The sequence below is a fragment of the Arthrobacter sp. S39 genome (assembly GCF_004320525.1).
GTDB lineage: Bacteria > Actinomycetota > Actinomycetes > Actinomycetales > Micrococcaceae > Arthrobacter.
In genome coordinates this window covers 175,243-189,524 of sequence record NZ_SIHX01000006.1, presented here as the reverse complement: position 1 = coordinate 189,524, position 14,282 = coordinate 175,243, and the positions used below count along the sequence as shown (strand labels likewise).

General features: G+C 66.5%; 16 protein-coding genes. 7 read left to right on the top strand and 9 right to left on the bottom strand.

Annotation, left to right across the window (positions count from 1 at the left end; all coding sequences use genetic code 11):
* Nucleotide 1 precedes the first annotated feature (1 nt).
* The 3 genes from EYS21_RS13930 to EYS21_RS13915 form a co-directional block, all read right to left on the bottom strand.
* Nucleotides 2-859: a phosphatidylinositol-specific phospholipase C/glycerophosphodiester phosphodiesterase family protein gene (locus EYS21_RS13930; protein ID WP_131133796.1), complete on the bottom strand. Its 858-nt coding sequence runs from the start codon at nucleotides 857-859 to the stop codon at nucleotides 2-4.
* Nucleotides 860-1,035: 176 nt separating this feature from the next.
* Nucleotides 1,036-1,293, bottom strand: a complete 258-nt coding sequence (locus EYS21_RS13925; protein WP_347559565.1) for a hypothetical protein — start codon at nucleotides 1,291-1,293, stop codon at nucleotides 1,036-1,038.
* Between the two features lie 476 nt (nucleotides 1,294-1,769).
* Nucleotides 1,770-2,540 carry a GPP34 family phosphoprotein gene (locus EYS21_RS13915; RefSeq protein WP_131133793.1) on the bottom strand — a complete coding sequence of 257 codons (771 nt, stop codon included), beginning with the start codon at nucleotides 2,538-2,540 and terminating at the stop codon, nucleotides 1,770-1,772.
* 121 nt (nucleotides 2,541-2,661) lie between these two features.
* Between EYS21_RS13915 and EYS21_RS13910 the strand changes: the two genes are divergently transcribed.
* On the top strand, nucleotides 2,662-2,991 hold the full coding sequence (locus tag EYS21_RS13910; protein ID WP_131133792.1) for a hypothetical protein: 330 nt from the start codon (nucleotides 2,662-2,664) through the stop codon (nucleotides 2,989-2,991).
* 60 nt (nucleotides 2,992-3,051) lie between these two features.
* Here EYS21_RS13910 and EYS21_RS13905 read toward each other — a convergent pair whose 3' ends face one another.
* Nucleotides 3,052-3,990, bottom strand: a complete 939-nt coding sequence (locus EYS21_RS13905; protein ID WP_131133791.1) for a LysR family transcriptional regulator — start codon at nucleotides 3,988-3,990, stop codon at nucleotides 3,052-3,054.
* A 241-nt stretch (nucleotides 3,991-4,231) separates the two neighbouring features.
* Here EYS21_RS13905 and EYS21_RS13900 point away from each other — a divergent pair, with 241 nt between their 5' ends.
* The 4 genes from EYS21_RS13900 to EYS21_RS13885 all read left to right on the top strand — a co-directional run bounded on the left by EYS21_RS13900 (nucleotide 4,232) and on the right by EYS21_RS13885 (nucleotide 7,688).
* A complete protein-coding gene (locus EYS21_RS13900) occupies nucleotides 4,232-5,347 on the top strand; it encodes a PrpF domain-containing protein (RefSeq protein ID WP_131133790.1) in 1,116 nt (371 codons plus the stop codon).
* Between the two features lie 11 nt (nucleotides 5,348-5,358).
* Nucleotides 5,359-6,798 carry an SLC13 family permease gene (locus EYS21_RS13895; RefSeq protein WP_131133789.1) on the top strand — a complete coding sequence of 480 codons (1,440 nt, stop codon included), beginning with the start codon at nucleotides 5,359-5,361 and terminating at the stop codon, nucleotides 6,796-6,798.
* Nucleotides 6,799-6,987: 189 nt separating this feature from the next.
* On the top strand, nucleotides 6,988-7,461 hold the full coding sequence (locus EYS21_RS13890) for a GNAT family N-acetyltransferase (RefSeq protein ID WP_131133788.1): 474 nt from the start codon (nucleotides 6,988-6,990) through the stop codon (nucleotides 7,459-7,461).
* 14 nt (nucleotides 7,462-7,475) lie between these two features.
* Nucleotides 7,476-7,688: a helix-hairpin-helix domain-containing protein gene (locus tag EYS21_RS13885; RefSeq protein WP_131133787.1), complete on the top strand. Its 213-nt coding sequence runs from the start codon at nucleotides 7,476-7,478 to the stop codon at nucleotides 7,686-7,688.
* A gap of 76 nt (nucleotides 7,689-7,764) precedes the next feature.
* On the opposite strand, the gene EYS21_RS13880 is transcribed toward EYS21_RS13885, so the two are convergent.
* Both EYS21_RS13880 and EYS21_RS13875 read right to left on the bottom strand, forming a co-directional pair.
* The gene (locus EYS21_RS13880) at nucleotides 7,765-8,643 is read right to left on the bottom strand and encodes an SDR family oxidoreductase (protein ID WP_131133786.1); all 879 of its coding nucleotides are present in this window, start codon (nucleotides 8,641-8,643) and stop codon (nucleotides 7,765-7,767) included.
* Nucleotides 8,636-9,586 carry a helix-turn-helix transcriptional regulator gene (locus EYS21_RS13875; protein WP_165478320.1) on the bottom strand — a complete coding sequence of 317 codons (951 nt, stop codon included), beginning with the start codon at nucleotides 9,584-9,586 and terminating at the stop codon, nucleotides 8,636-8,638. Before EYS21_RS13875 ends, EYS21_RS13880 begins: the two co-directional genes overlap by 8 nt.
* 269 nt (nucleotides 9,587-9,855) lie before the next feature.
* On the opposite strand from EYS21_RS13875, the gene EYS21_RS13870 reads away from it, so the two are divergent.
* Nucleotides 9,856-10,824 carry a peptidase gene (locus tag EYS21_RS13870; RefSeq protein ID WP_242633428.1) on the top strand — a complete coding sequence of 323 codons (969 nt, stop codon included), beginning with the start codon at nucleotides 9,856-9,858 and terminating at the stop codon, nucleotides 10,822-10,824.
* A gap of 11 nt (nucleotides 10,825-10,835) precedes the next feature.
* Here the strand turns inward: EYS21_RS13870 and EYS21_RS13865 are convergent, their stop codons facing one another.
* Nucleotides 10,836-11,261, bottom strand: coding sequence for a hypothetical protein (locus EYS21_RS13865; protein WP_131133784.1), 426 nt, complete (start codon nucleotides 11,259-11,261; stop codon nucleotides 10,836-10,838).
* A 195-nt stretch (nucleotides 11,262-11,456) separates the two neighbouring features.
* Here EYS21_RS13865 and EYS21_RS13860 point away from each other — a divergent pair, with 195 nt between their 5' ends.
* Nucleotides 11,457-12,380 (top strand): LysR family transcriptional regulator, encoded by a 924-nt coding sequence (locus EYS21_RS13860; protein ID WP_131133783.1) that lies wholly within the window; start codon nucleotides 11,457-11,459, stop codon nucleotides 12,378-12,380.
* A gap of 37 nt (nucleotides 12,381-12,417) precedes the next feature.
* On the opposite strand, the gene EYS21_RS13855 is transcribed toward EYS21_RS13860, so the two are convergent.
* Entirely contained in the window at nucleotides 12,418-13,599 is a 1,182-nt protein-coding gene (locus tag EYS21_RS13855) for an MFS transporter (RefSeq protein WP_131133782.1), read from the bottom strand.
* Entirely contained in the window at nucleotides 13,596-14,261 is a 666-nt protein-coding gene (locus tag EYS21_RS13850; protein ID WP_131133781.1) for a GntR family transcriptional regulator, read from the bottom strand. The genes EYS21_RS13855 and EYS21_RS13850 overlap by 4 nt, the downstream gene beginning before the upstream one ends.
* Between the last annotated feature and the right edge of the window lie 21 nt (nucleotides 14,262-14,282).

The following is a 14,282-nucleotide window of genomic DNA, read 5'->3' as shown; positions in this document are numbered from 1 at the left end:
GTTAGAGCGTGCGGGTGCTGAGGAACTGTTCCAGCGCCTCAAGGTCGTCGGTGTTGATGTGGTCCACGCCGGCGTCGAAGAGTTCGTTCCAGACGGCGTCGCGTGCGGCGCCGGGCTGGTCGGGGGTGGCCCAGAAGCGGACCCGGTATCCCTGGGTGTGAGCTTCGGCCACGTAGGCCTGCAGTTTGAGGCGTTCAGCCTCGGGCATGGGGCCGACGCCCTGCCAGGTGAACAGCTTGGTCCAGTTGTCGCTGACCAGCGGCATCAGCCCGGCGGGCATGCCGGAGGTGAGGTCGGCGGAGCGTCCGTCGTAAAAGCCGAACCGCTTTTCCTGTGCCTGCATGGTGGCCAGGGGACGGTTTCCGCTGATGACCGCCGTGACGGGTCCGGTTTTGGTGGCGCCGTTGCTGTAGCGGCTCATGATCTCCGGGTGCCCGGCCAGTTCCTTTTCGATGGCGGCGTAGGTGGCTTCCCCTTCACTCTTGATGTCGATCAGGAGCTGCAGGCTGCCGTTCCAGTGGGGGTAGACGCTGTGGCCCTGGTTCCGGACCAGTTCGTCGAGCGGATCCAGGTAGAGGCTCTCGAGCGTTACTCCCGGCGTGGCGTCCTCGAGGTCGTGGGCCACCAGGAGTTCGCCGTCCACCAGCCACACGTCTGCCTCAACGCTGGTGAATCCGTGTTCGAGGGCGTCGAACAGTGGGCGGTCATGCTCATAGTCGTTGTGCGCATGGGCTGCGGCCAGCGGCTGTCCGACGACGACGGGTGCCGGCGCGTGGGCGGGTTGCGCGGCCGACGGGGCGGCGATTCCGGTCAGGGAGGTGAGGGCCACAAGAGCGGTGACGGCGCTTTTTAGGAACACGGAGGTTCTCCTTGGTACAGCAGGGTCGATTCATTTCCCAAGCGACGGAGGCGCCGGGCGGTGGTGCGTGAAAAGACTTCCTGCTGCGGAAGAACGGGCATGGCCCCAAGGGTTTCGGGGCGGTGAACGGGAGGCGTCGGTTGGACTTGCCGTCGCCCGCTCCCTGTTCAAGGGACTTACTGGTCCGCCCGGCTGGTTCTTCTGCCGATTCTGTAGCCGGCCCAGAACGCCAGGACGAGCAGGCCAGCGACGGCCACCGCCAGGCCGATCTGCGTCCCCTGGCTGACGAAGGCCATGCCGTTGCCTGAAAAGGGCTGGCTGCTCAGCGGCGCGTAGGCGAACCAGCCGATAGTGGCGTTCGCGTTGCTCCACGCGACGACGCACCCCACCAGCACCGCGACGAGGCCCGCTGCGGGCACAACGGCAGCAGCCAAGCGGGCAAGTTTATTTGGCCGGCGTTCCCCGGATGTGTTGTGTTCCCCCATGCTGGCGAGTCTAGCGGGGGCGGCACGGACCTGTTCAGTAAATGCGGCGCGTATCCGGCTCAATGGCCCACGCAAGGCGGTGGAGCAAACTGGCCACCCGGCCCCGCGTGACCGACCAGCGTGAGAGCTCAGGTTCGGGTGCACGGTGCTGTCGCGGAGCATTCGGCAGTGCGCTCGTGGCAGTGCTGTCCGATCCGGCAAGAAAGAGTGCGATAAAGCCTGAACTGTCCATGGAGAAGATTCCTGATGTGTGGATTTTTGGGGAGGGAGGGTGGGTCAACGCGCCGCAACCATCTTTCCGATTATCAGACAAACCGGAAGAATCCACCAACCGGTTGACCAATTGCGTTAAAAACGGTCGACGGCGGGACCTCCCGCCGTCGACCGCTTGCCGGTGGTGCCGTTCCCGGCTTCGTCCGACGGCGTCACAAGTTGGCGGCTTCCTGTTGCGCCAGCCGGATCATCCGAAGCTCATCCTCCACCGCGCGGGTCGGCCAATAGTCCCTCGACAGCTCGTTTGCCCGGGTAAGGTCTGCTGACGGGAAGAGCTTTCCGAGCAGTCCGGCCGCCTGAAGCAGGGCGATCAGTGCCGTGGTCCTGTCATCGGGCGGCGAGGAAACGGGCTTGGCATCAGGCGCGGCGGACTCCGGCGCCGTGGACTCCGGCGCCCCGGCGTCAGGTGTCCCCGCATCGGTAGCCCCGGCACCTGGCGTCGAATCAGGCACCTCAAGAGCGGACGGCGGACCGCTGAGTGCGGCCTGGATTTTTTCCAGGAGCGCGGCCTCCGGACCGTGGTCCTTCTCCGGGTACCGCACAGGCCGGAACCGGGCCAGGTGCTTTTCGCCGACATGTTCCACGATGCCCCGTGATGCCATCCCCTCGTAGGCACGCTGGACTTCGGCGCGGCCCTCCAGCATCGAGACCCACCGCTTGGGAGCGTGGGGCCGGGATTTGCCGCGGATGAGTTCCAGCTCGCGCCGGAGCTCCGTTTCCGGGGCGGTGCCGGTCGCCCTGACGCGTTTGCCCTGCAGTTCGATCGCGTCGATCAGGTCCAGTTCGGCCAGGATTGCCCCGGCCAAGGCGGTCCTGAGTGCAAACACCGGAATGTCAGGTTTGCCGGTTGTGTCGTTCGTTGCCAGAAGGAGGAAAGCCTGCGGCAGGTTCAGCTCCGCGGCGTCCGGTAATTCAGCGTTCATACGATCATGGTGGCCCTGTTGGGCGCCCACCACAACGGGAATTTACAAGCGCCGGCGACGGCACGGACCAGCAGGCATAAGCTAATTACACAACGTCCCTTCCATTACCGGGGAGGTCATCATGGACACTGAAACCGCCGATGTGATCGGCCATGACGTCACCACCATCACCTGCGTGTGCGGCAACACCGTCAGCAAGGACGGGCTGATCCAGGCCAACTCGGAAGGCATCCCCGTCCACAACGGAGAGACCACCCCTGTCCCCGCCGGGCTGGCCGAATGGCCCGCCGACGAGGATCTCTACACCCTCTGCCCCTCGTGCGGCCGCGTGTACCGTGACGCGGTCATCGAGGAGACCGGGACCGCGCCCGTTGCTCTCCGGGTCGACGTCGCTGCCGGCCCCATTGCCGAGGCCATCCGGGTGCACTGGGAGCTCAGCGCCGGGACGTGAACGTGGTGGGCGGACGACGGCGGGACCTCCCGCCGTCGTCCGCTTGCGTTGCCTGGATGCCTACAGGTAGTCGCCGGCCCGTTCGCGGGCGATTTCGAGCAGGGTGGAGTGGAAGGCCACCTCTGCCGGTGCGTAGACCTTGTCCTGGCGCTGCGCCAGCAGGATCCGGCGCAGCGGGGCCGCGTCCCCGAGGCTGAGCACCCGGACGTCGGGGTGTTGAAGGGCGACGGCGGTCTTGGGCACCAGCGCCACTCCCATGCCGACGCTGACCATTGCCTGAGCCTCCTGGTAGTCGTTGGCGAGGAATCCGATGGTTGGTTCGAACCCGGCGTCATGGGCGGAACGTTGCAGCACTTCGACCACAGGGTGCGCCTCCGCCCGCACGATCCACGATTCGTTGCGCAGGTCCTCCATGCTCACCTGCTCCCGGTCGGCGAACGGGTGGCTGGCGGCTACCAGGATCACGGTGCTCTCGCGGAAGACTTCTGTTACCCGGATGGAGTCGTCATGGAATCTGTTCCACGGGTAATCCCAGAGAAGGCACAGGCCGGTTACCCCTGACTGCAGGTCCGCCACCAGCTCGTCGAAGCGGGCGCTGCGCAGCGACAGGCTGATAGCCGGGTACCGCTTCTTGAAAGAGCGGATGACGATCGGCAGGAAAGACCCTGCCAACGTCGGAAACGTGCCCACCGTCAGCGCACCCCGCTTGAGGCCGGCGATCTGGTCCAGGTCTGACTGGGCAGCCTTCATCTGCCGGATGATCTGGCGCGCATGGCCAGCCAGCACCTGGCCGGCTTCGGTGGGCACCACGCCACGGGAGCGGCGGTTGAGCAGGGGCTGGCCCACCTCCTGCTCCAGCTTGCGCAGTTGCTGGGACACCGCGGAGGGCGAATACATCATCAGCTCCGCCGCCGCGGTGATCGATCCCTGCTCCACAACTTCCATAAGCAGCGCCAGGCGCCGCATATCGAAAAGAGGCTGCTCGTCATCGTGAAGCATTGCTTTACCCCTCGCTGGATTTGATGAATCTAGTGCACGCACCGCTGCACTGCTGGGAAGCAAGCCAACTTCTTTGAGCCAAATCCCCGGAGTAGGCACGAATAGGCCCGCCCACTGACAATGAATTAAGCAATTCTACATCCCCCTTCAACTATTGAACATTGTCTTAAGTTGTGATCCAGATCAATCTCGTATCAGGGCCCCTTGAAGGAACCGAGGCACGAGGAGATGTGGAAGAACAATGAAGATCGAAGCGGAGTGGATGCGCGGAGGCACCAGCAAATGCTGGGTGTTCGAGGCTGAGCATCTCAGCGACGGCACGAGCCTGGACGCGTTGTTGTCCCGGGTGTTCGGCAGCCCGGACTCACGGCAGATCGACGGCGTGGGCGGGGCAACGTCAACCACCAGCAAGGCCATGATCCTGCACCGGCCCGCCGAGGAGGACATCGACGTCGACTTCACCTTTGCCCAGGTGGGCATCGAAGAGGCCGCGGTGGACTGGGGCAGCAACTGCGGGAACTGCTCGGCAGTGGTTGGCCTGTACGCGATCGAAAAGGGCTGGGTGGTTCCCAGCGGGGACATCACTCGGATCGTCACGCGCAACACCAACACCGGACAGGTCATCTACCAGCGTGTTGCCACCCCCGCAGGTGCCCTGCCGATCGTGCCCGACGCGCATATGCCCGGGGTGCCGTTCGCTGGCTACAGGGTGGGCCTCGGCTTCCAGGACCCGGCCGGCAAGACCACCGGAAAGCTGCTGCCCACCGGGGCCGCGACGGACACCATTACGGCCGGCGGAACCCGCTGGACAGTGTCGATGGTGGACGCCGGGGCGCCCGTGGTGATCGTCCGCGCCGAGGACCTCGGCCTGGACGCCAGCCGGTATGACAGCTGGCCGGCCGGCGTCGAACTGCAGCTGGATACCTTGGACCTGATCCGGAGGCAAGCGGCGGTGCGCATGGGGCTGGCACCCACCACAGCGCAGGCGGCGCGGGCGATCCCCAAGCTCGCCATCGCCGCCGCCCCGGCCCCTGCAGAAGAGGGCTGTGACATCAACGTCATGATGCTTTCGATGGGCCGGCCGCACCCCGCCCTGGCCATCACAGGCAGCATCGCCCTGACCCTGGCGGCACGGACCGCAGGCACAGTCCTGCACAACATCACGGGCGGTACACCCGGAGCCACCTTGAAACTGCGGACCCCCGCCGGGGTCATCGAAACCTGGACCGAGGAACAGGAGGGCGCCCTGCTCGTGGGCGTCGACCGGACGGCCCGCACCATCGCAACCACCATCATCCACCTCCCCGAGGCCCTCGGTACCGTTGCCGAGGCGTCCCTCGCGGGAGCCACTCAATGAGGAGTAACGCCATGCCTAAGACTGCGCAACGCCCCACCGACACTGTTGAGGAAACCCGGGACCAAGGGTCTCCGCGTCCCGCCCGCCGCCGTATCCTGCTGATGGCGGTGGTCGGTATTACCCTCCTGGGTTTGCTTGCCCTCGTTCTGGCGGGAGGCGTCTTCAACCAGGCGCCCACCGCGGAATCGGAGCCGAGCATGACCGCTGTACAGATCATCCCGCTCATCATCCTCGTGGTGATGTTCGTCGTCGCCACCAAATGGCCGCTGAACATCGGCGTCATGGGGCTGGTGGCGTCCTTCGGCGTCGGCTATTTCATGCTTGGAATGACGGACAAGGAAATCCTCGCGGACTTCCCCGCCAACATCGTCATCACCATCATCGGCGTGACCTACTTCTTCAGCATGGCGCAGCGGAACGGCACCATCGACATCATTGTCCAGACGTGCGTGCGCCTCGTCAGGGGCAAAACCCTCCTGCTGCCCTGGGTGTTTTTCCTGATGGCCGCAGCCCTCACGGCATTGGGCACCTTCTCCCCCGCCGCCGTCGCCCTGCTGGCACCTGCCGCCATTGGCCTGGCGTACGAGTCCCGCATCCACCCGGTGGTGATGGGCGCTTTCCTCATCAACGGCGCCCACGCCGGCGGCTTCTCCCCGCTCTCCGTGGCCGGGGTGCTGGTACACGACATCGCAGTGAAGAACGGCTTCCCCATTTCCCAGGGCGCCCTGTTCACCGCCAGCTTCGCGATTAACCTCATCCTTTCGGTCCTGACCGTGGTGCTGTTCGCCCTGCTGGGCAAGCTGCGCGACGGCGACGGCCAGCTTGCCGAGATTGACTCGGCAAGCACCGGCCGCCCCCACGGCCAGCAGCTCCTGACGCTGGCGCTCATCGCTGCCATGCTCGTCTGTGCGCTCGGCTTCCACATGCCGATCGGTTTCGTGGCCCTGTCCGCCGGCCTCCTCCTGGCGCTGGTCAACATCAAGGAACACCGGACCTTCATCGGCGGAGTCTCTTGGTCCACTGTCCTGCTCGTCGCCGGCATGATCACGTACGTCTCCCTCCTCCAGCACGTGGGCGTTATCGACACCCTCGCCGAGCAGGCGCTGGCGCTTGGTGCACCGCTGCTGGTGGCACTGGTCCTCTGCTACGTGATCGGCGTCGGTTCAGCCTTCGCGTCCTCGACGGCGCTGCTCACCGCGTTCATCCCGCTTGCGGGTCCGCTGTTGGCCACCAGCTCGCTGAGTGCCTCCGGAACGGTGGCCGCCCTGGCCATCGCCGCAACCGTTGTGGACGTCTCGCCCTTCTCCACGGACGGCGCCCTGGTAGTGGCCAACGCCCGCGAGGACGACCGCCAGCGCGTCTACAAGCAGCTGATGATGTACGCCGGCGGCGTGGTGCTGGCGGCGCCGGCCCTGGCCTGGGTCCTGCTCGTACCCACGGGCATCATGTGAGTTCTCCCGCAGCGGCGGACTGAAACCGCGCGGCCCAAAAACTGCCGGCACAGGTCCGGCGGGCACGGGAGCCGCTCCTGCACTCCATCGCAACAGGCAGCCCGAGAGACGGGCGCAGGAGCGCACATCCCGAGGCGTCAAAGGCAGGACTCCGCAACGGGTCCTGCCTTTTGGCATACCTTTAAGGCGATGATTTCCATTGATCGGGACGATCCCACACACCAAGACGTCCATCAGCTCCTGAGCGAACACCTGGCGGACATGTTCGCCACGTCGCCGGCCGAAAGCGTCCACGCGCTGGACCACTCGGCGCTGTCCGCGCCCTCAATCACGTTTTGGACGGCCCGCGAGGCCGGCGGCCTGCTGGGGTGCGGCGCACTCAAGATCCTGGACTCCCCGCCCGGGTCCCCTGGACACGGCGAGATAAAGTCCATGCGCACGACGGCAGAAGCACGGGGGCGGGGCGTGGCCACGCTTATGCTCCGGCACATCCTCGACGACGCCCGGGCCCGCAATCTTGAGCGCCTCTACCTTGAGACCGGAACCGAGGACTACTTTGCTCCGGCGCGGCGCCTGTATGCCCGCCATGGTTTCACCGAGTGCCCGCCCTTCGCCGATTACGTCATGGATCCAAACAGCGTTTTTATGGAACTCCGCCTCTAAGAAAGGACAGTGGTATGAGCACCCGTGACACGCCTGCCCAGATCGGCGATCTTCCGCCGATCGGACGCCCGGCGAACAGTGCACTGCTCGCAGCGGGCATCGGCTCGCTGGCCGAGGTCGCTGCCTGCAGCCGAAGCGAACTGCTCGCCATGCACGGCGTAGGCCCCAAGGCGGTCAGGATCCTGGAGGCCGCCCTCGAAGCCCAGGGGCTGCGGTTCGCTGACTGAGCGGGCGGGCTGCCCCTTGCGGCACTTGGGTGACGGACGACGGCGGGACGTCCCGCCGTCGTCGGTTTCTGTTTTGTCAGGCGTCGCCGTGGGCGAGGTTGCTGGAGAGTTCGCGGTGGGCGTTGGCCTGGGTCTGGAGGGCCGCAGCCCGGGTCTCGAAAGTAGTGACGGCGTCGGCGCCGGCGGCGAACCGCAGCGGGGGTTCGTCCAGTTCGGCCAGCTGGATCAGCGCGCCGGCGAGCTTGGCCGGGTCCCCGCCCTGCAGGCCGTTCATGCTTTGCCAAGCGGCGACCGTCTGCTCAGTGCGTTCGGCGTAGTCCCCGATGGTGGATTCGGCGTAGCTGGTGGATTCAGGGGTGAGCAGCTCGGTGCGGAAGAACCCGGGTTCGACGATCATGGAGCGGATGCCGAAGGGTGCGACCTCTGGTGCCAGGGACTCGGCCCAGCCCTCCGCGCCGAACTTCGACGCGGCGTAGGCGCTCAGGAACTCGCCGCCTGCCAGGCCCGCTGTGGAGGAGATGGTGACCACCAGGCCGGAGCGCTGGGCGCGCAGGACGGGCAGGGCCGCGCGGGTAACGTTGATGGGTCCGAACATGGTGGTTTCGATCTGTGCCCGGAAGTCCGCCGGGGTGATTTCCTCGAAGAACCCGGCGTAGAAGTTGCCGGCGTTGTTCACCAGGACATCGATCCGGCCGAACCGGTCCACCGCTGCCTGGATGGCGGCGGCAGCGTCCGCGGGATCGGTGACGTCGAGCTTGACGGCCAGGAGGTCCTCGCTGTCGCCGACGGCCCGGGTGACTTTTTCCGGGTTACGGCCGGTGGCGACCACCGCGTGGCCGGCGGCGAGGGCTGCCTTGGCAATGTCGGTGCCCAGGCCACGGCCGGCGCCGGTGATGAACCAGACCTTCTTGCCGGTGGTGCTGGGCTGTTCAAGGGCGGTGTTTTGTTCAGTCATGGGAGGGTTCTGTCTTTCCTGGGTTGCGGCCCGGCTGCGCGTGGGAGCGCACGGGGGCGGTGGTTGTTTCGGGTGGCGATGCGGCCCAGCTGGCGAGGAAGGCCAGCGCGTTCTCGGACGCGGAGCCCGGCTCGGCGGTGAAGGTGAACACGAACTGTCCTTCGTCGCCCGGGAGATCCAGCGTTTCGTACTGCAGGGACAGGTCGCCGGCCACCGGGTGGTGGAAGCGCTTGGTTCCCGTGGTGTGGATCCGGACATCGTGCCCGGCCCACAGCGCCGCGAACAGGCCGCTGCCCGTACTCAGCTCGCCAACCAGCTCATTCAGTGCCCGGTCGTGGGGATTCCGGCCGGATTCCAGGCGCAGCATCGCCACCGAGATGGCCGCGACCGCGTTCCAGTCAGGGTAGAAGTCCCCTGCGCGCGGATCGAGGAAAACGTAGCGGGCCTGATTCGGCAGCCGGCCCCGAACATCCCGCCCCGACGACACGGCCGAGTTAAATACCTCCGAGTACAGGGCCCGTCCCAGCATGTTGGCGGCGAGCACGTCGCCGCGGCCGTTCTGCACCAAGGCGGCCGCTCCGGTCATCCCGTCCAGCAGGCGCATCACGCCGGGACGGACCCGCTGCTGCGTCGGACGGCGCGGCGTCCGGCCCGACGGCGTGTTGGCCGTCCGCGCCAGGTCCAGCAGGTGCGCCCGCTCGGCCTCGTCCAGCCGGAGGGCCGAGGCCACAGCCTCGAGCACGGCGTCGGAGACACCGCGGAGGCTTCCGCGTTCCAGCCGGGTGTAATAGTCCGTACTCACGCCCGCGAGTTGCGCCACTTCCTCACGGCGCAGCCCCGGCACACGCCGCAGTTCCCCATAGCTGGGGATCCCGGCCTGCTCCGGGCTGACCTTCGCCCGGCGCGAGATCAGGAACTCACGGATCTCTTCTTTTCTGTCCACGAGTTCCACGGTACGCAGACTGATTGGCCGGCGGCAGTGTCTGCCAGACACCCCCAGCTGTGCCGGATTCAGAAGCAGCCGGAAGGAAAGGAAGGGAACGACGGCGGGAGGCGCCCGCCGTCGTCCGCCCGCCTGTGTTGGAACTTCTGCCGCCGCGTCCATAGCGGGCGGGAAAACCGGCCACTATGCTGAGCGAAGCCATCGAAGGAGATGGGTTTGGGGGCATAGGGGCGCTAGTGGCATCAGATTTTGGCAGCAAGGACTTCGGAATGCCTGAGGACGGGCGGGACATCCCCGGAGTCCGGCGCTCGCCGAGCGGACGTATCCCGCAGTGGGCTATTGATGAGGCAATCGGCAAGCTTCAGGATCCTGAGCCGTGGCGTGCCGCTCCTGCCCCACCGTTCGGAAGGAAGCGGAGATTTCGCCGCACACGACCGGCCCGGACCCGCAAGTGGACAGCGCGGTCGGCCACCGTGCTGGGCATCGCACTTGTCGTCGGGCTCTACTTCACGCCGACCCTGTTCGAACGGTACGTGATGTCGGCGGCGCGGCCCTACCTGCCCGGCTCTGAGGTCCCGCCACCAGGTTTTGAAGCCGCTTCCTCTCCCCTGGGCATCCCGCCTGCCGCCACCGGATCAACCGCATATGTCATGCAGGAGTCACCCGACGCGGACCAGCCGTTTGTTGCCTACGACCCGTGCCGGCCAGTGCACTACGTAGTCCGGCCGGACTTGGCGCCGGCGGGCACGGATCAGCTCGTTCAGGAGTCCGTAGCGGCGGTGTCCGCGGCCACCGGACTGCAGTTCGTGTACGACGGGACCACAACCGAAGCACCCTCAGAGGATCGCGAGGCGTACCAACCAGACCGCTACGGCAGGAAGTGGGCGCCAATCCTGATTGCCTGGTCCACGCCTGAAGAAGCCACGGAGCTGGCCGGAAGAGTTGCCGGAACCGGCGGCAGCTCCGCGATCCGGGTTCCGGGCGAACCGTACGTCTACGTCACCGGCCAAGTGCAGCTCGATGCGCCAGGGCTGACAGAAACCCTGGCCTATCCTGAGGGGCCGGCCCTGGTCCGGGCCATCATCATGCACGAGTTGGCGCACGTGGTGGGGCTGGACCACGTCAACGATCCCACGCAGCTGATGTACGAAGAAAACAGCGGGCAACTGGACTTCGGGGCCGGGGACCGCGCAGGCCTGGCGCTGTTGGGAACCGGAAAGTGCGTGCCGGGGATCTGACCGCGCCCAGCTCAGGACATCCGGGCCGCCGGCACCGCCGCCCGCGCTTCACGCAGGCTGGCCTGGCACTCAGCCGCCCGCCCGGCGACGTCGCCGTGGACGGCTGACGTAAGGGCCTCCACAACAGCGATCTGGCCGGTGGTGTCAGGGACGCCGGGAAATTGCACCTGCGGAACTTCGGCTGCAGCTGCGGGCGCCTGGCTCGTGGCGCGCATACGAAGGATCGCGATGCCCGAGATCAGGCACCAGGCCACGTTCGTGACCACTGAGGGCCATGCTTCGTGGACCGCACCGTTGACGATGAAGGCACAGGCACCGATGAGGTTGGCCACCTGGAAGCTCATGCCGGCCTTCAACCAACCCATGGAAACAGACAGGTATGCCGACAGGATCAGAACTGCCCCCGACCAACCTGCGATTTCCCACAGCAGTTCCATGATGTCCTTTCAGAGGTGATGCCCGGCTGTCTTCCGCCGGGCGGAGTGTTGATGGCGGGCTATATGTAGGTGGTTCGGAAGAGGCGTTTGCCTGGATTCTTCCGCCGGGCATTTCCGGTTTAACAGCAATTATGAGCACGAAACACCTTTAGGGCAATTGCATTTCACTGAAGGTCTGGTTTAGAACTACTTAACATGGATATCGATCCGCGCAGACTGCGCGTTCTTCTTGCGGTTGCCCGTACTGGCGGGGTGCTCGCCGCGGCTGACGAGCTGGGAATTACGGCTTCGGCCGTCTCACAGCAGCTCAGCAAATTGGAGGACGAGACGGGCCACGCCATGGTGGTGCGCACGCCCAAAGGCTCAGTTTTGACACCTGCCGGACTGGCAGTGGCGGAGGCAGGCGAGGAGATTGAACGCGCACTCAGCGTCGCCCGCGCCCGCATCGAAGGCGGGGCCAAGATTGCAGGGGTCGTACGCGTGGGCGGATTCACCAGCTTCGTTCGGACGGTGCTGATCCCACGCCTGCCGGAGTGGCGCTCCCAGTACCCGCAATTGCAGATCCGGATCGTCGAAGACGACTTCCCTGCCCTGATGCGGCTGCTCCGCCAGCGCCAACTCGACGCCGTCGTGGTGGAGCTCGATTCGACGACAGCCGAACAGCGTTCGCTTTCCGCCGGAATGACCGAGGAGCCCCTGCTGGACGAGCCATGGAAACTGGTGGTTCCCGCCGGCGCCCTGCTCAGTACCGAGAACATCGACCTTGCCCGGCTGCCGCTTCCCTGGCTCGGCGTCGACCCCATAGCCGCCAACTCCGCGGTGCTCGGCCGGCTCCGCCAGTCAACGGGCGCACAGATGGAAACCGTGCATCAATACCAGGAAACGCTCACTGCCCTCGCCCTCGTCGCTGCGGGCGAGGGGATTGCGATCGTGCCCACCCTGGCGTTGAGCGGCGTCGCCCACGACGGGGTCGACGTCCTGGACGTCCCCGGACTCGGGACGCGGCGGATCGTGCTGCGACGGTTCGATCGGCGACGGTCACCCAGCACGCCGGTGGACACCGTTGCACGCCTCCTCCGGGAGTCGGCTGCAGCGTTCGACACGCGCTCCGCATCCTGACCGGCGGCGTCCCGGGGTCCCGGGTGGGGTGAGGGACCTACCCGTCCAGGCGCACACCGCGCAGCAGCAGGAGCGTCCCGCCCACCACCACTGCCGACGCCAGGAAGACTCCTCCTGCGCCAAGCCCTGCCGCCGCGACGCCGATGGCGCTGGGCAGCACCACCTGGCCTACCCTGTTGCCGGCCAGCCGCAGGGCCAGGGCCCGGCCGCGCTGCCCCGCCGGGGCCTGTGCCGAAAGCCAGGACATGGTGAGGGGCTGGCCGATGCCGAGCCCCAGACCCAGGACAGCCATGACCACAAACAGCAGCCATACCGGCATGGGAAGCGCGGCCGCGGAAAGGGCTGCCGTGGACAACGCCAGGCTGAACACCAGCAACCGCATGCGCCCTAGCTTCCGGGCCATCTGGCCCAGCAGGAGCCGGGAGACCATGGAGAACACGGCGCGGGTGGTGAGCAGCAGGCCCACCGTTGCCGCAGTGAGCCCGCGCTCGGATCCGAGCGCGGGGAGGTAGACCATGGTCAGGTCCACCACGGCCAGGACGGTGGCGCTGGTGGCCAACGCCCGTGCGACACCGGGTGTCCTCAGCAGCGAAACAACGCCGCCCTGGCCGCCACTGTCGCCCGCAGCTGCCTTCCTTTTGCCGCCGCTGACTTTGGCCGAGACGCCGAACGTGGTCACGAAAAGCACCAGGCTCATGCAGGCGGAGAGGAAGAAGATCGCCTGGGTGTCGGGGCGGACCGAGGCGCCTCCCACCAGGGAAATCGCCAACGGCCCCAGGGCCTGCCCCAGCGAGGCCGCGAAGGTCAGGTAGCCGAAGGCAGAGTCCATCCTGGAGGAGGCAGCGTTGTTGGCCACCACGGCCTGCTGCCCCACCACGCAGGCAAGCTGGCCGGCACCGAGGAACGCGGTTCCGATGACCAGTGCCACGATCGACGATCCCCACAGCAGCAAAAAGACGGAGCAGGCAAGAACGACGGCGGATCCGATCGCCATCAGCCTGCGCTCACCCAGGCGGTCCACCAGTCCGCCCGTGGGGACGGCGAGCAACAGGGGAAAGACGGCGTAGCTGGCGGCGAGGAGGCCCAATGCGAAACCTGGAACGTCCAACTCCAGCGCCCGGTAGGTGGCGGCCGGACGGACCAGGAAGGTGACCGCCTGGATCAGGGCGGAATGGGTGAGGAGGGCCGCGGCCGAGCGGCGTCCGAGTTCTCCGATCATGAGGTGGCGGGGCTGCTGCCTGTGATGGCACGTACGGCCGCGTCCCGGGCTCCCATGACGTGGTCGAAGGCGAGCTTGGCGGCTTTTTCGGGCTTGCCAGCGGCGACCGCGTCCACCAGGATCCGGTGCTGCGCCAGGGCCTGGTCCCGCCGTTCCTGCGTGCTGTTGGTGAAGTGGCGGTACCGCTCCATCTGGCTGGAGATCTGGTCATGGAACCGCCGGGCCCAGGAATTCCCCGCCATCTCGGCGATCTTGGCGTGCAGCGACATGCCCTGTTTCATGGCTTCATCGGCAAACTGCACCATGGCGGCGTTGCGCTCAAGAATGCCGTGGAGGGCTTCAATGTCGGCCGGGGTCGCCTTCAGGCACGCCTGCCGCGCCATGAGCGATTCCATCGCCGCGCGCACCTCGTACAGCTCGGAAATTGCTGCCTCATCCAGGGCCGGCACCAGCACGCCGCCGGTCGGTTGCTGCTCCAGCAGGTTCTCCGAAATGAGCCGCCGTATGGCCTCCCGCAGCGGTGTTCGACTCACCTGCAGCGCCTCGGCCATGGCCGGTTCGTAGAGGCGCGCCCCTGGTTTCAGCTCAAGGCTCAGGATCTGCCGCTTCAGCTCCGCGTAGACAACGTGTGCCCCGGTGTTCCGGGACGGTGAATCTGCCATGTGATGACCTCCACGCTTCAT